Below are 16,564 nucleotides of genomic sequence, written 5' to 3'. Positions count from 1 at the left end.
GATGAGATTTCCCATTACATTTGTAAGTAAGATCCCTCAAAGAAGATGAGGTGGATAGGTCCGGGGTGGAAGCGTGGTGACACGTGCAGCTGACGGATACTAATCGATCGAGGACTTAACCTTATCAGTTACAAAAGTACGGTTGAACTTGAGTTCAGCGACAATGTTGGTTTTATCCGGTTTTGAACGAACAAGCATCGTTCATACATAGTCTGGTGACGACGGCGAAGAGGTCACACCCGTTCCCATACCGAACACGGAAGTTAAGCTCTTCAGCGCCGATGGTAGTAGGGGGCTTCCCCCTGTGAGAGTAGGACGTCGCCGGGCAAATGCCATCCCCATTTGGGGATGGTTTTTTTGTGTTTGAAATTTATTTCGTTTCATTTATAACTTCTTAAAGAGTGTCAAAGGCATTCGATGCGTGTTGGCATTTGTAATCATACTGAAATTCCGCAAAAGGATATTTTTTTAGAAATGAATGGAATTCCTCCACTTACTAGCAAGCCTCCGCGCGTCCAAAGCAAGCCTCCGCGCGTCCAAAGGAAGCCTCCGCGCGTCCAAAGCAAGCCTCCGCGCGTCCAAAGCAAGTCACCGCGCGTCCAAAGCAAGTCACCGCGCGTCCAAAGCAAGTCACCGCGCGTCCAAAGCAAGCCTCCGTGCGTCCAAAGCAAGCCTCCGCGCGTCCAAAGCAAGTCACCGTGCGTCCAAAGTAAGTCTCCGCGCGTCCAAAGCAAGTCACCGCGCGTCCAAAGCAAGCCGCCGCGCGTCCAAAGCAAGTCTCCGCGCCTCTATAGCCAACCTCCACGCCCAAATCACTACACTCACCACTCAAAGCAAACTCACTCGCGTCCAAAATATCATATCTCCATATACCAACCGCCAAATTTAAACAGATGCCTTGAATCTTCGACTCATCCATAACATCAAATTCTTGTAATCGACAGCGTTGCACGATACGATGGAGGTCAACCTAGTCATGGGAGGTTTGCTGCGGAATGAAAATGGTATTGATCATATTTGTCATTAACATCGTATATGTATCTTTCTTTACGATTCGGATGATTTTAACTTTGAAAGGTTATCGTTATATTGCCGCCTTCGTCAGTATGGTGGAGATTGTCATTTATATTGTAGGTCTCGGTTTAGTGTTGGATAATTTGAATGAAATACAAAATATCATTGCGTATGCTTTAGGGTACGGCAGCGGAGTTATTGTCGGTTCTAAAATTGAGGAGAAGCTGGCGCTTGGTTATATTACTGTGAATGTCATTACTGCGGGCGTGGATTATGAGATGCCGAGACTATTGCGGGACAAAGGGTATGGAGTAACCGATTGGTCTGCGCATGGATTGGAAGGGAATCGCTCGGCGATGCAGATTTTGACACCCCGAAAAGATGAATTGAAACTATACGAAACGATTAAACAGATCGATCCGAAGGCGTTTATTATTGCGTACGAGGCTAGAACGATCCATGGAGGATTCTGGGTGAAGTCTGTAAGGAGAGGGAAATTGTTTAAATGAGTGCAAAGAAGAAAACGGTATGGTTTGAGGTTGAAGAAGGCGAGTCGATTGAGGATTGCTTGAATCGTTTAACCGCAGCTGGTTATCGTGTGGCAGGCAGAATGGAGGAGCCGGTTTTCACAGAGAAGGATGGCGAGTTTGTCCCAATCCGTCAGTTGATTAAGTTTAAAGGGATTTTGGAAGAATAAATTGACTGTTACACGAACGATGGATACAACGAAATGTCTATTGTTCGTATTTTTTATTGACGTATTCAATTCCAATTGTTACACTGAGTGTAGTTACATAACCCACATATATGCTGAGGAATTGGCTTCAGCGTCTCTACCAGGACACCGTAAATGTCCGGACTATGCGGGAAAGCGATTTTTAGGATTCAGCGAAGGGTGTGCCATGCCTAATGGATACGTTCATCTTGACGCTTATCGAATATCCTTGAATGACCTGCTTTCCATGCATTTGGAAGGCAGCTTATTCAAGGATTTTTTTATTACAATCATACGTAAAGAATTTTAGCATGTTTCAAAAGGAGCGGATTGTCTATGGGACCGAAAATCGGCGTAATCATGGGAAGTAAAAGTGATTGGGAAACGATGAAGCATACTTGTGACATATTGGACGAGCTCGGTGTTGATTATGAGAAGAAGGTCGTTTCAGCTCATCGGACACCGGATTTCATGTTTGAATATGCAGAGCAAGCTAAGGACCGTGGGATTGAAGTTATCGTTGCCGGTGCAGGTGGTGCCGCTCATCTTCCGGGAATGGTCGCTGCGAAGACGTTATTACCAGTCATTGGCGTTCCAGTTCAATCAAAAGCTTTGAATGGAATGGATTCATTGCTATCTATCGTTCAAATGCCTGGAGGGGTTCCCGTCGCCACAGTATCAATTGGCAAGGCGGGCGCTACAAATGCCGGATTACTTGCAGCACAGTTTTTAGCGGTCCATGATCGAGAGCTGCATAACCGTCTTGAAAAACGTCGGGAGGAAATGCGGGATGCCGCATTGGAAAGCAGTGGTGAGTTGCTATGAAGACGATTTTACCTGGTCAGACGATCGGCATTATCGGTGGAGGCCAACTTGGTCGAATGATGGGACTTGCAGCAAAGGAAGCAGGTTACAAAATAGCGGTACTCGATCCAACAATAGATTCTCCATGTGGCCAAATTGCTGATATTCGCATCGTCGCCCCGTATGACGACGAAGCGGCACTTGAAGAACTTGGTGAAGTAAGTGATGTTATCACGTATGAGTTTGAAAACATCGATTTCGAAGGGCTTGAGCGTCTTAGCCAAATCGCTTATGTTCCACAAGGAGCTGAGCTAGTCCGGATCACTCAAAATCGCATAGCGGAAAAAGCTGAAATCAAAGCATCCGGTGCGCCGGTCGCAAATTATGTCGCAGCGGCTTCATTCAATGAATTAATCCAAGAAATCGATCAGGTCGGCTTCCCATGTATCGTAAAAACCGCTTTCGGCGGCTATGACGGAAAGGGGCAGGTGAAGCTCGATTCGGCAGATGATATCGAACTAGCGGAACCGCTATTTGCCCATTCGGCATGCATTGCGGAAGCATACGTCCCTTTCAAGACAGAGATATCCGTCATTATCCAACGCAACCCAGAAGGGGAGTCATATTGTCTCCCTATCGCCGAAAACATTCATAAGAATCATATTTTACATGAGTCGATTGTTCCTGCAAGAGTTGCTCGCACTGTTATGGCGAAAGCGGAAGATGCAGCGAAACAAATCGCAGATCATTTACATCTTGTTGGAACGCTTGCGGTCGAAATGTTCGTGTTAGAAAATGATGAAATTGTCATCAATGAACTTGCACCGCGTCCTCATAATTCAGGGCATTACTCGATTGAGGCATGCAATGTATCGCAGTTTCATCAGCATATCCGCGCAGTGTGCGGATGGCCTTTACGCAAGCCGAAGCTATGGGCTCCATCCATTATGGTGAATGTGCTCGGGGAGCATATAGTGCCTTTGAAGAAAGTGATTATGAATTATCCTGATTGGTCCGTCCATCTGTACGGGAAGGCCGAAGCGAAAGAAAAAAGGAAGATGGGGCATGTGACCATCATGACCGATTGTTTAGAAAAGACGTTGGAAGAAATAGAGTCTACAGGCATTTGGGCTTGAAATTTATACACAAATTCGAAACCAAACTTTATCCATTCGGGAGGAAATTGACATGACAAAAGTGAACGTTTACGTAACATTGCGCGAAAGTGTTGTTGATCCACAAGGAATTGCAGCTCAGGAGGCACTTCACACATTAGGCTTCAACGAAGTTGAAAGCGTACGTATCGGAAAACTGATTGAGCTAGAACTATCAGGAACAGCCAGTGAAATCGAAACGCGTGTGAAAGAAATGTGCGATAAGCTTCTTGTCAATAAAGTGATCGAGAACTACAGCTTTGAAATCGGGGAGGTTGCGGGCAAATGAGGTTCGCTATATTAAGTTTTCCCGGGTCTAGCTGTGATGTGGACATGTATCACGCCCTTTTGGATATAGTTGGCGCCGGAGCGGAAATCGTCAACCATCAGGACGCCAATTTGGGCAACTTCGATGCTGTTGTCATTCCGACGGGTGCATCCTATGGAGATTATTTACGCCCAGGTGCGCTTGCCCAAAGCTCTAAATCAATTCACAGTTTGAAAGCATTCGTCGCTTCCGGCAAGCCCGTGCTTGGCGTAGGAAACGGTTTTCAAATCCTAGTCGAGGCTGGTATCCTTCCAGGTGCCTTCTTGCGGAATAAAGGCTTGAAATTCAGAAACGGCAATGCGCAGCTCACTGTTCAAAATTCAAAATCAATATTCACGAGCATTTATGAACAAGGGCAGCAAATTACACTTCCTTTCGCCCACGAGTATGGGAATTATTATGTAGATGCAGCTACTGTAGAGCAATTGAAAGAGCAAGGTCGCATCGTCTTTACATACGAAGACGGCAATCCGGATGGCAGTGTGGAGAAAATCGCAGGCGTTTTAAATGAAGAAGGAAATGTCCTCGGCATGATGCCGCTTCCTGAACGCGCGGTGGAGGAAATTATCGGTGGTACGGACGGCTTGCCTTTATTCCGATCAATTCTGAAGAACTGGAGTGAGAAGAATGTCAACCATGCATGAACCAACAGCTCAGCAAATCAAAGATGAAAAATTGTATCGCCAAATGGGAATGACCGATGAGGAGTTCGATCGTGCAGTCGATATGATCGGACGTCTACCGAATTACACGGAAACAGGTTTGTTTTCGGCGATGTGGTCTGAACATTGTTCTTATAAAAGCTCAAAGCCGGTATTGCGTAAATTCCCCACAGAAGGTGCGCGCGTGCTGCAAGGTCCGGGGGAAGGAGCGGGAATTGTCGATATAGGGGACAATCAGGCGGCTGTCTTCAAATTGGAATCACATAACTCTCCTTCAGCAATTGAACCGTTCATCGGTGCTGCAACTGGTGCAGGCGGCATTATCCGTGATGTCTTTTCAATGGGCGCACGTCCAGTAGCGCTTGTGAACTCGATGCGTTTCGGTGACTTGTCGGATGAACGAGACCGTTATTTATTCGAAGAGGCGGTTGCAGGTATTGCAAGTTACGGAAATGCAATTGGCATCCCGACGGTTGCTGGTGAAGTCCAATTCGACAATAGCTATTCGAAACGTCCGCTTGTCAATGCGATGGCAGTCGGTTTATTGAATCATGAAGATATCCAGAAAGGCTTGGCATCCGGAGTAGGCAATACGGTTTTATACGTCGGTGCGAAAACGGGTCGGGACGGAATCCATGGTGCGACGATGTCGTCTGCTGAAGTCGCGGTTGATAAAGAAGCAGAATTGCCGGTCATGCAAGCAGGTGATCCGTTTCTGGAGAAGCTCCTTATGGAAGCTTGCCTTGAGCTTGTGAAGTCGGATGCACTAATCGGCATACAAGACATGGGTGCAGCAGGACTTACTTCATCATCTGCTGAAATGGCTTCGAAAGCTGGCTATGGCGTGGAATTAAATTTGGATCTTGTTCCACAGCGTGAGGAAGGCATGACAGCTTATGAAATGATGCTTTCCGAGTCACAGGAGAGAATGCTCGTCGTCGTCAAGCAGGGCCGTGAGCAGGAAATCATCGAAATGTGCAAGAGATACGGGTTGGAAGCGGTGGCAATCGGGAAAGTGACAGAAGACAAAATGCTTCGGCTTATCCATAAAGGCGATGTAGTTGCAGAAATCTTGGCGGATACACTTGCAGAGGATGCACCCGTTTATTATAAAAAGTCGGAAGAGCCTGCGTACTTCAAAGAATTTCAAGCAATGGAAAATGAAGAACCGGCTGTCGGCGATTTGAAGGAGACGTTGTCTGCTTTATTGCAACGCCCGACAATCGCGTCGAAAGAGTGGGTGTACAACCAATTCGATTCGCAAGCAAGAACGAATACAGTCGTTGCACCTGGTTCATCGGCAGGCGTCATCCGTGTACGCGGGACGAATAAAGGACTTGCGATGACAGCAGACTGCAACTCCCGTTACATTTATCTCGACCCAGAAACAGGTGGAAAGATTGCAGTTGCAGAAGCGGCTCGTAACTTGATCTGTTCAGGGGCAGAGCCAATTGCAGCAACAGACTGCTTGAACTTCGGAAGTCCAGACAAGCCGGAAGTGTTCTGGCAAATTGAGAAGTCGGCAGACGGCATTGCAGCAGCGTGCCGTACGTTGAATGCACCGATTATCGGCGGAAACGTATCTATGTCGAATGAAGTGAATGGCGTCCCGGTCTATCCGACTCCGACGATGGGCTTGGTAGGAATCATTCATGACTTGTCCCAAGTGACGACGACTTCATTTAAACAAGCAGGGGATGCTATTTATCTAATTGGAGAAGCGGCAACAGAATTTGGAGGCAGCGAACTTCAGCAAATGGTTCATGGGGAAATTTTCGGGAAAGCGCCTGCAATTGATTTGGAAGTGGAAGTATCCCGTCAAAACGCATTATTGAAAGCGATCCAAAGCAAGCTCGTCCAATCGGCTACCGATTTGTCGGAAGGAGGCTTCGCAGTTGCACTTTGCGAGAAGGCCTTCGATGCGGATGGCCTTGGAGCGGAAGTGACTGTTTCTGGTTCAGCAGTGACGGCTTTATTCAGTGAAACACAATCGCGTTTCCTTGTAACGGTGAAAGAGGAACTGGCGACTGCTTTTGAAGCGATTGTGAACGATGCTACAAAAATCGGTACAGTTACCGACCAAAATAAAATCGTCATCAAAGGCGATAACGATACGGTTTTAATTGACGGGACGGTGGAAGAATTCCGTTCTGCTTGGAAAGGGGCAATTCCATGCTTGCTGAACTCAGAGGCCTGAATGAAGAATGCGGAGTGTTCGGCATTTGGGGGCATGAAGATGCGGCGCAAATAAGCTATTACGGCTTGCATGCGCTGCAGCACCGCGGGCAGGAAGGCGCAGGGATTGTCACAAAGAATGGCAAAGGGCTTCATGTCGTCAAAGGCGAAGGCCTAGTGAATGATGTGTTTTCCGGTGATGCGCTGAAAGGCTTGACGGGACGTGCCGCTATCGGACAAGTCCGCTATACGACAGAGGAAGGAAGAGGAGCGGAAAATGTACAGCCGCTCGTCTTCCGTTCCATGACAGGCAGTTTGGCAATTGCGCATAACGGCAACTTAGTCAACGCAAAAGATTTGAAGGAAAGTCTTGAAAAGCAAGGCAGTATTTTTCAAACGACGTCTGATACGGAAGTGCTCGCCCATTTGATTAAACGTAGCAGCAGCGGTTCATTGACACAGCGTGATCGTGTAAAAAAAGCGTTGTCGATGTTGAAAGGTGCTTTTGCATTCGTCGTCTTAACGGAGGAAGGCTTGCTCGTCGCACAAGATCCGAATGGTTTACGTCCTTTGTCCCTCGGGAAATTGGGTGATGCATGGGTTGTGGCATCTGAAACTTGCGCGTTCGATTTGATTGGAGCGGAAACGATCCGGTCGGTTGAGCCTGGTGAATTAGTCGTGATTAATGACAAAGGGATGCATTCCGATCGATTCGCGGAACCGGCGGACCGGGCAATATGCTCGATGGAATACGTCTACTTCTCAAGACCGGATTCGGATATCGACGGTATAAATATTCATATGGCAAGGAAACGATGCGGCAAGCAGCTTGCAAGGGAAGTCAACATTGAAGCGGATGTCGTGACAGGGGTTCCGGATTCGAGTATTTCTGCAGCGATCGGATTTTCGGAAGAAAGCGGCATTCCATATGAATTAGGGTTGATTAAAAACAGGTATGTCGGCAGGACGTTCATCCAACCGACACAAGCGATGCGCGAAAGAGGCGTGAAGATGAAGCTTTCTCCGGTGCACCAAGTCGTCGAAGGGAAGCGCGTCGTCATGGTCGATGATTCGATTGTTCGCGGGACGACATCAAAACGGATTGTCAATATGTTGCGGGAAGCCGGTGCAAAAGAGGTTCATGTCGTCATCGCCGCGCCTCCGCTCGTCAACCCATGTTTTTACGGCGTAGATATTAGCACGGATTCTGAATTGATTGCGACAGGGCGTTCTGTAGATGAAGTACGGGAAATGATCGGCGCGGATTCATTGACATTCCTATCGGCGGAAGGGATGTTGAAAGCAATCGGGAGACCGTCTGATATGAAAAATTGCGGACAATGTCTCGCGTGCTTCACAGGTGAATATCCGACAGAAATCTATGCGGATACAGTATTGCCTCACGAAAAAGAAATTGGGCGATAAGGAGGACTTTCCATGTCAAAGGCGTATGAAAAAGCGGGAGTGAATATCGAGGCGGGCTATGAATCCGTCGAGCGAATGAAGTCTCATGTAGCTCGTACTGCACGTATTGGGGTTGCTGGCGCATTCGGAGGATTCGGAGGAATGTTCGATCTTTCAGAGCTTAATTATAAAGAGCCTGTGCTCATTTCGGGAACGGACGGCGTCGGCACGAAATTGAAATTGGCCTTTCTTGCAGATAAGCACGATACGATCGGCATTGACTGCGTCGCGATGTGTGTGAATGATATCGTTGCGCAAGGCGCAGAGCCTCTTTATTTCTTGGATTACATCGCACTCGGAAAAGCGGTCCCTGAAAAGGTTGAGGCGATCGTTAAAGGCATCGCGGATGGATGCGTTCAGTCGGGAGCAGCGTTGATCGGCGGAGAGACAGCTGAAATGCCTGGACTCTACGACGTTGAAGAATATGATTTGGCAGGGTTTGCGGTCGGTGCGTGCGAAAAGAGCAAAGTCATCACAGGGGAGAAAGTAGCTGAAGGGGATGTTCTCGTCGGCATCGCATCTAGCGGCATACACTCGAACGGTTTCTCACTCGTCCGTCAGATCGTTCTTGAAGAGCAAGGATATGGACTTGACGAGTATATTGCTGGATTCGAGGAACTCGGCAAGGTTGGATCGGCTTTGCTTGAGCCGACGAAGATCTACGCGAAGCCGGTCATGCAAATTCATGAGGAGCTCGATGTCCATTCCATGGGGCATATTACCGGCGGTGGATTTTATGAAAACCTTCCGAGGATGTTCGGAGAAGGATTCGGCGTCGAAATTGACCTTGGCTCATGGCCTGTACTGCCAGTATTCAAAATGCTGAAAGTGAAAGGCGAACTTCAAGATAAAGACATGTATAGCGTCTTTAATATGGGCATCGGCTTCGTTATTGCACTCCCTGCTGAGCAAGCGAAGCGAGCCATTCAAATTGCTGCTGAGCACGGCGAAGAAGCATATGAAATTGGTCGTGTTGTAAGTGGATCGGGAGTCGTTTTCAAAGGAAGCCATGATGGGAGCTTGGCAGAATGAAGGAAAAAGCAAAAATCGCGGTATTCGCTTCAGGCAGCGGCAGCAATTTTGCAGCACTTGAGACTGCGAGTCGCACAGGCGAGTTGGATGCGGAAATCGTCCTTGTGTTAACGGATAAACCCGCATCGTTCGTCGTGGAGCGCGCTAGGCAGACAGATATCCGAGTCGTTGGGTTGGAGCCGAAAGCTTTTTCTACTAAGCAAGCCTATGAGGAAGCGGTACTCGATATTTTACGCGAAGAAGGCGTTGAATGGATTGCGCTGGCAGGATATATGCGGCTAATTGGACCGACTTTATTAGCCGCCTATCCTTCACGCATCGTCAATATTCATCCATCCTTGCTACCTTCATTCCCTGGCAAGGATGCAATCGGACAGGCGATCGCTCACGGTGTGAAGCTGACGGGCGTCACTGTCCATCTTGTCGATGAAGGAATGGACACAGGGCCGATCCTCGCGCAAGTTGCGGTTCCTGTCGTTGAAGGTGACGAGAAATTGACAGCACAAGCGATTCATGCGGTGGAGCATGTCATTTATAAAGAAACATTGCAGAGATTGATTTTAACCAACGGAGGGGTTCATTCGTGAAAAAACGGGCATTGCTCAGTGTCTCAGACAAAAACGGGATTTTGGAATTTGCACAGGCGCTTGCAAAATTGGAATACGAAATTCTGTCAACAGGCGGGACAATGAAGCATTTGAAAGAAAACGGCGTCCCAGTGACGGCGGTTGACGAAGTGACGGGCTTCCCTGAAATTATGGAAGGACGGGTGAAAACGCTCAACCCGATGATTCATGGGGGACTTCTTGCAAAGCAGGATGATGCTGCACATCAAGCGCAAATGACAGAACATGGCATTCAGCCGATTCATATTGTCTGCGTGAATCTTTACCCATTCAAAGAGACAATTTTAAAACCAGACGTTTCTGTCGATGATGCCATTGAAAACATCGACATCGGCGGACCGGCAATGCTTCGCGCATCCGCGAAAAACCATGCCTATGTCACAGTTATCGTCGATGCAGCAGATTATCGTCAAGTGCTTGAAGAGTTGCAAACAGAAGGGCAAACGACTCTCGACACACGCAGACGTCTAGCAGCGAAGGTTTTCCGTCATACTGCAGCATACGATGCACTCATTTCCGGATATTTGACCGATCTAGCAGGTGAAGAATTCCCTGAGCAAGTAACGTTTACATACGAGTTGAAACAGCCGCTCCGCTACGGGGAAAACCCGCATCAGAAAGCGGCATTCTACAGCCGTCCACTCGGTTCGGACTTCTCTATCGCGAGCGCAGAGCAATTGCACGGCAAAGAGCTCTCTTATAATAATATCCAAGACGCGAACGCAGCGATCCAAATCGTCAAGGAATTCAACCAACCAGCTGCAGTGGCAGTAAAGCATATGAACCCTTGCGGTGTTGGTGTCGGTGAAACGGTCGCCGAGGCGTTCAATAAAGCTTATGAAGCTGACCCGGTTTCCATCTTTGGAGGCATCATTGCGCTGAACCGTGAAGTGGATGCGGAGACGGCGGAAAAGCTTTCAGGAATCTTCCTCGAAATCATCATCGCACCTTCATTCACGGTTGAAGCAATTGATTTATTGACAAAGAAGAAAAATATTCGTCTGTTGACGATTCCGTTCGAACAACATACAAAAGATGCTTGGAATACGGTATCGGTTGAAGGCGGACTTCTCATGCAACAGCCGGACACATTCGGATTCGCCGATGCAGACATTCGAATTGCAACGGACCGTGAGCCGACAGAGCCGGAATGGGAAGCACTCAAGCTCGGTTGGGCAGTCGTCAAGCATGTGAAATCGAATGCGATTGTCGTTTCGGATGCGCAAAGGACGCTAGGCATTGGAGCTGGCCAAATGAATCGGGTAGGTGCAGCGAATATCGCTTTGACACAAGCAGGGGACCGTGCGAACGGTGCAGCGCTTGCTTCTGACGCATTCTTCCCGATGGACGATACAGTGGGAGCAGCGGCGAAAGCGGGCATTACTGCCATCATCCAGCCTGGGGGATCTGTAAAAGATGAAGATTCCATTAAGAAGGCTAATGAATACGGCATTGCGATGGTGTTCACAGGCGTACGTCATTTCAAACATTGATCGAAGGAGAAGATACAGATGAAAGTACTCGTCATCGGCAGCGGCGGTCGGGAGCACGTGATTGCAAGGAAGTTCAACGATTCGCCGTCCGTTTCACAAGTATTTGTCGCACCTGGGAATGACGGCATGCGAAACGATGCAGAATGCATCGGAATCGATGCAACTGATTTCGAATCACTTGCTACATTCGCCATAGACCAAGGGGTGGACTTGACATTCGTAGGTCCAGAGCAGCCATTAGCCGAAGGGATTGTCGATTTCTTCTCCGATAAAGGATTGAGGATTTTCGGGCCGACGAAGGCTGCTGCTCAAATTGAAGGCAGCAAGTCTTTTGCGAAGGATTTGATGAAAAAGTACGGAATTCCTACAGCTGCATATGGGACGTTCACGGATGCAGAGGAAGCGAAGACGTTCATCCGTCAGCAAGGAGCGCCGATTGTCGTGAAAGCGGACGGTCTCGCGGCGGGGAAAGGCGTCGTTGTTGCAATGACATTGGAGGAAGCGCTTGAAGCGATTGACGATATGATTGGCAATCAACGGTTCGGAGAGTCCTCATCACGCGTCGTCATCGAAGAATTCCTGGATGGCGAAGAGTTCTCATACATGTCATTCGTCCATGACGGGCAGATCTACCCGATGGTCATCGCGCAAGATCATAAGCGTGCGTATGATGGCGATAGAGGGCCGAACACGGGCGGGATGGGCGCGTATTCCCCGGTTCCGCATATTCCGAAGCATGTCATTGAAGAAGCGTTCGAGAAAGTCGTCGTTCCGACAGTCCGCGCCATGACGGAAGAAGGGACGCCGTTCACAGGTATCCTATATGCGGGCCTCATTTTGACGGAAGAAGGACCGAAAGTCATCGAGTTCAATGCACGTTTCGGCGATCCGGAAACACAGGTAGTCTTGCCAAGAATGGCTTCCGATTTCGGGGAGTTCATGATGGCACTTATGAATAAAGAGCCGTTTGAATTGAAATGGCATGACGAAGCGATGTTCGGCGTCGTCATTGCGTCGGACGGCTATCCTGGCGATGTTGTAAAAGGTGCAAAACTGCCGGACTTCAACCAGCTTCACGGCGTCGAAATCTTCCATGCGGGAACGAAAGCCGAAGACGACCGTTTTGTCGGAAACGGCGGACGAGTTCTGCTAGCCGCTGCGAAGGCGAAAACATTGGAAGATGCACGTGACCAAGTTTACAATCAATTGAATCAAGTTGAATGGAATGGATTTTTCTACCGGACGGATATCGGCTGGCGTGCATTTCGAAGCAACTAAGAAAAGGGGTTGTCCAGAATAGTTTTCTGTGACACCCCTTTTTTACATATACCTCTAGTGATCTCCGCTTTAGGCGGTTCAACCGTGCTATCAGGCGGATTTTGTTTCTATTCAATCGCTCCAGTGCTCTTCAGTTCAATCTTCATATTGACAGTAAACTTGATTTCTGGATAGATGCGGTCCCATTCATCCATGATGTCTTTTCGTGATAGCCTTGTCGCCCGGTAGCGCAATCCGAACCCGATCGGATCAACATTATTTTCCTGGAGCTTTGTCAACAAACCCATCACTTCTTTTTTTAATTCCTCAGACGCGAACTTATTATACTTCTCTAATTGACTGACACTTAACCGATGACTGGATTCGCCGATGACGCCAACCTTCGTTACGTTCATCTCAATCCTCGGATCTCCATTGCCAACAAGCAGTTTATAGTTCATGTTCACTTTATCGAGATTCAGAACCATTGTCATATCATCATCTTGAATTTTATAGCTGAAACCTTGCGCCTTGTTTACAAGCGAGTTGAAATGTTTTGTTTCATTTGCGGATAGCTCCACCGGTTTTTCTCCCGGCTTCAACACAATCGATTTATTCACTTTAAATTCTTGATTGTCCTCATCTATATCGATAATCGGCATGATTGTATCAATTCCTTTGCCTAATACTTCCCGCCTGAACTCGAATAGGAAAGTTGTGACGACGAAAGGACTTTCCGTTCCGGTATTATCGAAATAGTTATATAAAGCAATTGATGTAGGTGTTTCAATTAACGGTTCAAAGGACACGACATCTTCGGCGGTTTTTTCAGCCACAGCTACATAGGAAATCATTTGTATATCGCCGCGCCTTGTGAAAAAATCCATGAATGTATCAATATCCCTCGCAATCAAATCTTTATGCATAACAATGATTTTACTATGGCCGAACTCCAATGTTTTATCAACACGGGTTTCTATTCCATGTATAGCTTCTGCCACGGATTCGGCATCATTCGATATATAGGCAAAAGAAGGGGATGGCGCAGCTTTAACGTCGCCTATTGGCTTTGCCAGTTTCAATGTCACCCTAAAGCCGTTCTTCACTTTATCGGAAGGATCGATGCCGATTGCGACAACGAATATTCTTTTATCGATATCTTTAAATGCACAGCCTGCCTGCAGCAGCAATGTGACCAAAATGGCAACAAGGCAAGCCTTCCTTACTTTTTGCTTTCCCGCCATTTGGAAGCAGCCCCTTTCCTCGCTAAAAGCAGACAGCTGACCAGCAAAAGCAGCATGAAGGGCAGGCCGAAGTTATCAAACGCTTCAACTGATTTAAAAAGCCCGTAAACTGTTACTGTTTTAGTCGATATGATTGCAATCCCCCAGAAGATGACGATGAAAAAAGGAAGAGTCAAATTGTACGATTTCCAATTAAACTTTTTGAAATAAACAACGCTTGATAGCAATTTGATTGAAACATGCCAATGGATAATCATACTGACGACGCCAAGTGCCAAAAAAGCACCAATGAAAATGAATACGACCCTTTCAATAATCCCAAATTTCATTCGCAATGAATCACTTGTCATAATCCATGGATATAGAGCGTTATCCAAGGAATCGAACCCTCCAATACCGATTGGAAGGAAATAAGTCGTCGCAAGGATGTATGCACAAATGAATGTCAGAAGGGCCATTCCTTTGCCACTCGGCTTTTTCAATTTCGTAAAAAAGCGATTGAATATTACCAAGTTTGCAGTCCCTATGACGATAAATAGAGAAGATGTAAAGGCGCTATAATCCGGAAGGTGATTTACTTCCATTAAAGCGACTCGAATATAATCCCAATTGAGCTCGGGAGTCATATATCCTTTTAGTTGAATAAAAAAAATGAGTGGAACGATAAGGATGAAAATGATTTCACCCATGTATAAGATATTTTTCGTGCCCATGCAGATGCCATAGGTGACGATAGCCACAAATGTCAATATAACTGTATACATTGACATCTCAGGTGTGAGAAAACGGTTAATGATAAATGTGTAAATGATGAGAGTGAACAATCCTGCGATATACCAAGCTACAGCAAAAAAAAGAAGAACGGGTGTTGCAAACCATTTAGGTGTGTATGCATTCAAAATTTCCGGCAAGCCTTGCCCAGGGAAACGACTGAAGAGAATGACAAGGATATATGTGAATATCATGCCTATTATGAGTGCGAGAACTAAGGAGAGGACAGTTCCCGTATTGCTTCCGACAATTAGAATCCGTGGTGTAATGGACACCATATTTGTAATCATATTGATCAAAATCAAATAGAAGAGGAAGCGGCTCATTTATTGTCCTGCCTCCAATTCTTCATTCTTGCTTTTCCAAGGGATCCGTAAATAAGGACAGCCTAAGCTTTCCTTGTTCACCATTAACATGATGATTCCCATGAAACCGAGCAGCAAGCCGACCATCCCGAACAAAGTGGTGTAAATAATTAAGAGAAATCTTACGACCCTCACAGCAAAACTCATTTCGTTTATCGGAATGACGAATGTGGAGATGGCGACTGCCGATACGATAATGACCATAATAGTCGAAGTGAGCGCAGCCTCCGTTGCCGCAGTCCCTAAAATCAGGCCGCCGACAGTTGTGGCGGTGCCGCTTACCGCTTTCGGCAATCGCATGCTTGCTTCCGTCAGCAGTTCCATGAAGACAAGCATGAAAATCACTTCAATGAACGAAGGATATGGCACGCCGATCCGACTGCCCGCAACTGTGAGGGCCAATTCAATTCTCAGGATATCCGGGTTGTAGGATGTCATCGCTATATATAAGCTTGGAAGCAAAATACAAGTGAACAAACCGAAATAGCGTAATAAAATCGTGAAACCCGATATGGCAGAAACGTGGTAATTGTCTTCCATGGAAGACATGAAGTCGAAAAAAATGACAGGGGCAACGATGACATTCGGGCTTCCGTCAATTGCGATGATGACTTTACCGGCGACCAAATTGTAGACGATTCTATCGGGGCGTTCCGTCACAAGCGTCGTCGGGAACAGTGTGAATTTACTTTTGTTCAGGAAGTGTTGGAGCTCTCCGCCGGATTGGAACAATGGCGTTTGGATTTCTTCAAGCCTCTCCCTTAGCTTCTTCAGCATTTGCGGATCGACACGATCACTGTCATACAATAGGGCGACAGCTGTATTGGACGTTTCCTTGACATGGATATCTTCAATTTTTAATGTGGCGCGATGATACCGTTGCCTAATGAGATTGATCGTCGTTTCAATATCTTCGCTTAAACCTTTTTGGGGCCCATGAATTGTCGGTTCCAATGTGGTGTCTTGTACTTCATTGTTCTTGATGAGGCGTAGTTCAAGTAGAAATAAGTTGTCGCCAACTGCAATGATCACACTTCCGGCACTGATCAATACGAGCAGCTTATCTATTTTTGGAAGATCGACTCGATTCGGCATCGATTGAATATACGATGCAAAGTCTTCCTCTGAAGCCATTTCAAAAAAAGGTTTGATGACCGTCTGTTGCAACTTATCGCCATCCACGACGGATTTTATATAGAAGAGAAACGCAGTTTGGCCTTTTATTTGTAAAGGCGTTTGAATGACATCGTCCGAAGGCTTGAATTTTTTAGCCAATTCAGTAAGTAAAGGAGGGGCTTGCTTTTCAGTCATTTCCAACACTCCTTTCATATGAGGCACATTAGATAGTTTGCCGTTAGCGTTCCCGAATGTCTGCAAATGATACATGTACTGGATGCGACTGAAATTTCATTCAAATGAACTAAAACATCTATATTTCAATTGGATGCTATGCTACGATA

16 protein-coding genes, 2 rRNA genes and 1 riboswitch are annotated in these 16,564 nt (G+C 46.9%); of the genes, 14 read left to right on the top strand and 4 right to left on the bottom strand.

Going from position 1 to position 16,564, the window contains the following annotated elements:
* A 23S ribosomal RNA gene (locus ACR65H_RS17575) occupies positions 1 to 123 on the top strand; the annotation flags it as partial.
* An 88-nt stretch (positions 124 to 211) separates the two neighbouring features.
* Positions 212 to 327 (top strand): 5S ribosomal RNA (rrf, locus tag ACR65H_RS17570).
* A 110-nt stretch (positions 328 to 437) separates the two neighbouring features.
* On the opposite strand, the gene ACR65H_RS17565 is transcribed toward rrf, so the two are convergent.
* Positions 438 to 776 carry a hypothetical protein gene (locus tag ACR65H_RS17565; protein ID WP_440502132.1) on the bottom strand — a complete coding sequence of 113 codons (339 nt, stop codon included), beginning with the start codon at positions 774 to 776 and terminating at the stop codon, positions 438 to 440.
* Between the two features lie 219 nt (positions 777 to 995).
* Between ACR65H_RS17565 and ACR65H_RS17560 the strand changes: the two genes are divergently transcribed.
* From ACR65H_RS17560 to purD, 12 genes are all read left to right on the top strand, one after another.
* Complete coding sequence (locus ACR65H_RS17560) at positions 996 to 1,523, top strand: DUF2179 domain-containing protein (RefSeq protein ID WP_440502130.1); 528 nt, start codon at positions 996 to 998, stop codon at positions 1,521 to 1,523.
* Positions 1,520 to 1,711, top strand: a complete 192-nt coding sequence (locus ACR65H_RS17555; RefSeq protein ID WP_440502128.1) for an NETI motif-containing protein — start codon at positions 1,520 to 1,522, stop codon at positions 1,709 to 1,711. Before ACR65H_RS17560 ends, ACR65H_RS17555 begins: the two co-directional genes overlap by 4 nt.
* An 84-nt stretch (positions 1,712 to 1,795) precedes the next feature.
* Positions 1,796 to 1,896: riboswitch (purine riboswitch) on the top strand.
* A 169-nt stretch (positions 1,897 to 2,065) separates the two neighbouring features.
* Positions 2,066 to 2,554 carry a 5-(carboxyamino)imidazole ribonucleotide mutase gene (gene purE / locus ACR65H_RS17550; protein ID WP_440502126.1) on the top strand — a complete coding sequence of 163 codons (489 nt, stop codon included), beginning with the start codon at positions 2,066 to 2,068 and terminating at the stop codon, positions 2,552 to 2,554.
* On the top strand, positions 2,551 to 3,669 hold the full coding sequence (gene purK, locus ACR65H_RS17545) for a 5-(carboxyamino)imidazole ribonucleotide synthase (RefSeq protein WP_440502124.1): 1,119 nt from the start codon (positions 2,551 to 2,553) through the stop codon (positions 3,667 to 3,669). Before purE ends, purK begins: the two co-directional genes overlap by 4 nt.
* Positions 3,670 to 3,721: 52 nt before the next feature.
* The gene (purS, locus tag ACR65H_RS17540; protein ID WP_440502122.1) at positions 3,722 to 3,976 is read left to right on the top strand and encodes a phosphoribosylformylglycinamidine synthase subunit PurS; all 255 of its coding nucleotides are present in this window, start codon (positions 3,722 to 3,724) and stop codon (positions 3,974 to 3,976) included.
* The gene (gene purQ / locus ACR65H_RS17535) at positions 3,973 to 4,659 is read left to right on the top strand and encodes a phosphoribosylformylglycinamidine synthase subunit PurQ (protein ID WP_440502121.1); all 687 of its coding nucleotides are present in this window, start codon (positions 3,973 to 3,975) and stop codon (positions 4,657 to 4,659) included. Before purS ends, purQ begins: the two co-directional genes overlap by 4 nt.
* On the top strand, positions 4,643 to 6,874 hold the full coding sequence (purL, locus tag ACR65H_RS17530) for a phosphoribosylformylglycinamidine synthase subunit PurL (protein WP_440502119.1): 2,232 nt from the start codon (positions 4,643 to 4,645) through the stop codon (positions 6,872 to 6,874). Before purQ ends, purL begins: the two co-directional genes overlap by 17 nt.
* The gene (gene purF, locus ACR65H_RS17525) at positions 6,850 to 8,277 is read left to right on the top strand and encodes an amidophosphoribosyltransferase (RefSeq protein ID WP_440502117.1); all 1,428 of its coding nucleotides are present in this window, start codon (positions 6,850 to 6,852) and stop codon (positions 8,275 to 8,277) included. The genes purL and purF overlap by 25 nt, the downstream gene beginning before the upstream one ends.
* A gap of 12 nt (positions 8,278 to 8,289) precedes the next feature.
* On the top strand, positions 8,290 to 9,348 hold the full coding sequence (gene purM, locus ACR65H_RS17520; RefSeq protein ID WP_440502116.1) for a phosphoribosylformylglycinamidine cyclo-ligase: 1,059 nt from the start codon (positions 8,290 to 8,292) through the stop codon (positions 9,346 to 9,348).
* Entirely contained in the window at positions 9,345 to 9,935 is a 591-nt protein-coding gene (gene purN / locus ACR65H_RS17515) for a phosphoribosylglycinamide formyltransferase (RefSeq protein WP_440502114.1), read from the top strand. Before purM ends, purN begins: the two co-directional genes overlap by 4 nt.
* Positions 9,932 to 11,467 (top strand): bifunctional phosphoribosylaminoimidazolecarboxamide formyltransferase/IMP cyclohydrolase, encoded by a 1,536-nt coding sequence (gene purH / locus ACR65H_RS17510; protein WP_440502112.1) that lies wholly within the window; start codon positions 9,932 to 9,934, stop codon positions 11,465 to 11,467. Before purN ends, purH begins: the two co-directional genes overlap by 4 nt.
* 18 nt (positions 11,468 to 11,485) lie before the next feature.
* Positions 11,486 to 12,745 (top strand): phosphoribosylamine--glycine ligase, encoded by a 1,260-nt coding sequence (purD, locus tag ACR65H_RS17505; protein WP_440502110.1) that lies wholly within the window; start codon positions 11,486 to 11,488, stop codon positions 12,743 to 12,745.
* A 107-nt stretch (positions 12,746 to 12,852) separates the two neighbouring features.
* Here the strand turns inward: purD and ACR65H_RS17500 are convergent, their stop codons facing one another.
* Genes ACR65H_RS17500 through ACR65H_RS17490 form a run of 3 tightly spaced genes read right to left on the bottom strand, consistent with a single transcriptional unit; the run spans position 12,853 to position 16,415 of the window.
* Positions 12,853 to 13,968: a Ger(x)C family spore germination protein gene (locus ACR65H_RS17500; RefSeq protein WP_440502109.1), complete on the bottom strand. Its 1,116-nt coding sequence runs from the start codon at positions 13,966 to 13,968 to the stop codon at positions 12,853 to 12,855.
* A complete protein-coding gene (locus ACR65H_RS17495; protein WP_440502107.1) occupies positions 13,947 to 15,065 on the bottom strand; it encodes a GerAB/ArcD/ProY family transporter in 1,119 nt (372 codons plus the stop codon). The genes ACR65H_RS17500 and ACR65H_RS17495 overlap by 22 nt, the downstream gene beginning before the upstream one ends.
* Complete coding sequence (locus ACR65H_RS17490; RefSeq protein WP_440502105.1) at positions 15,066 to 16,415, bottom strand: spore germination protein; 1,350 nt, start codon at positions 16,413 to 16,415, stop codon at positions 15,066 to 15,068. It abuts the gene before it with no gap.
* Positions 16,416 to 16,564 lie beyond the last annotated feature (149 nt).

Source organism: Sporosarcina sp. SAFN-015 (assembly GCF_059415085.1).
This window is presented reverse-complemented; position numbering and strand designations above follow the sequence as displayed.

Excerpts from the sequence above, each read along its gene's own strand:
- ACR65H_RS17495 (WP_440502107.1), bottom strand. The coding sequence starts at position 15,065 with ATGAGCCGCTTCCTCTTCTATTTGATTTTGATCAATATGATTACAAAT.
- purE (WP_440502126.1), top strand. The coding sequence starts at position 2,066 with ATGGGACCGAAAATCGGCGTAATCATGGGAAGTAAAAGTGATTGGGAA.
- purK (WP_440502124.1), top strand. The coding sequence starts at position 2,551 with ATGAAGACGATTTTACCTGGTCAGACGATCGGCATTATCGGTGGAGGC.
- purS (WP_440502122.1), top strand. The coding sequence starts at position 3,722 with ATGACAAAAGTGAACGTTTACGTAACATTGCGCGAAAGTGTTGTTGAT.
- ACR65H_RS17490 (WP_440502105.1), bottom strand. The coding sequence starts at position 16,415 with ATGACTGAAAAGCAAGCCCCTCCTTTACTTACTGAATTGGCTAAAAAA.
- ACR65H_RS17560 (WP_440502130.1), top strand. The coding sequence starts at position 996 with ATGAAAATGGTATTGATCATATTTGTCATTAACATCGTATATGTATCT.
- purQ (WP_440502121.1), top strand. The coding sequence starts at position 3,973 with ATGAGGTTCGCTATATTAAGTTTTCCCGGGTCTAGCTGTGATGTGGAC.
- purD (WP_440502110.1), top strand. The coding sequence starts at position 11,486 with ATGAAAGTACTCGTCATCGGCAGCGGCGGTCGGGAGCACGTGATTGCA.
- ACR65H_RS17500 (WP_440502109.1), bottom strand. The coding sequence starts at position 13,968 with ATGGCGGGAAAGCAAAAAGTAAGGAAGGCTTGCCTTGTTGCCATTTTG.
- purL (WP_440502119.1), top strand. The coding sequence starts at position 4,643 with ATGTCAACCATGCATGAACCAACAGCTCAGCAAATCAAAGATGAAAAA.
- ACR65H_RS17555 (WP_440502128.1), top strand. The coding sequence starts at position 1,520 with ATGAGTGCAAAGAAGAAAACGGTATGGTTTGAGGTTGAAGAAGGCGAG.
- purF (WP_440502117.1), top strand. The coding sequence starts at position 6,850 with ATGCTTGCTGAACTCAGAGGCCTGAATGAAGAATGCGGAGTGTTCGGC.
- purN (WP_440502114.1), top strand. The coding sequence starts at position 9,345 with ATGAAGGAAAAAGCAAAAATCGCGGTATTCGCTTCAGGCAGCGGCAGC.
- purM (WP_440502116.1), top strand. The coding sequence starts at position 8,290 with ATGTCAAAGGCGTATGAAAAAGCGGGAGTGAATATCGAGGCGGGCTAT.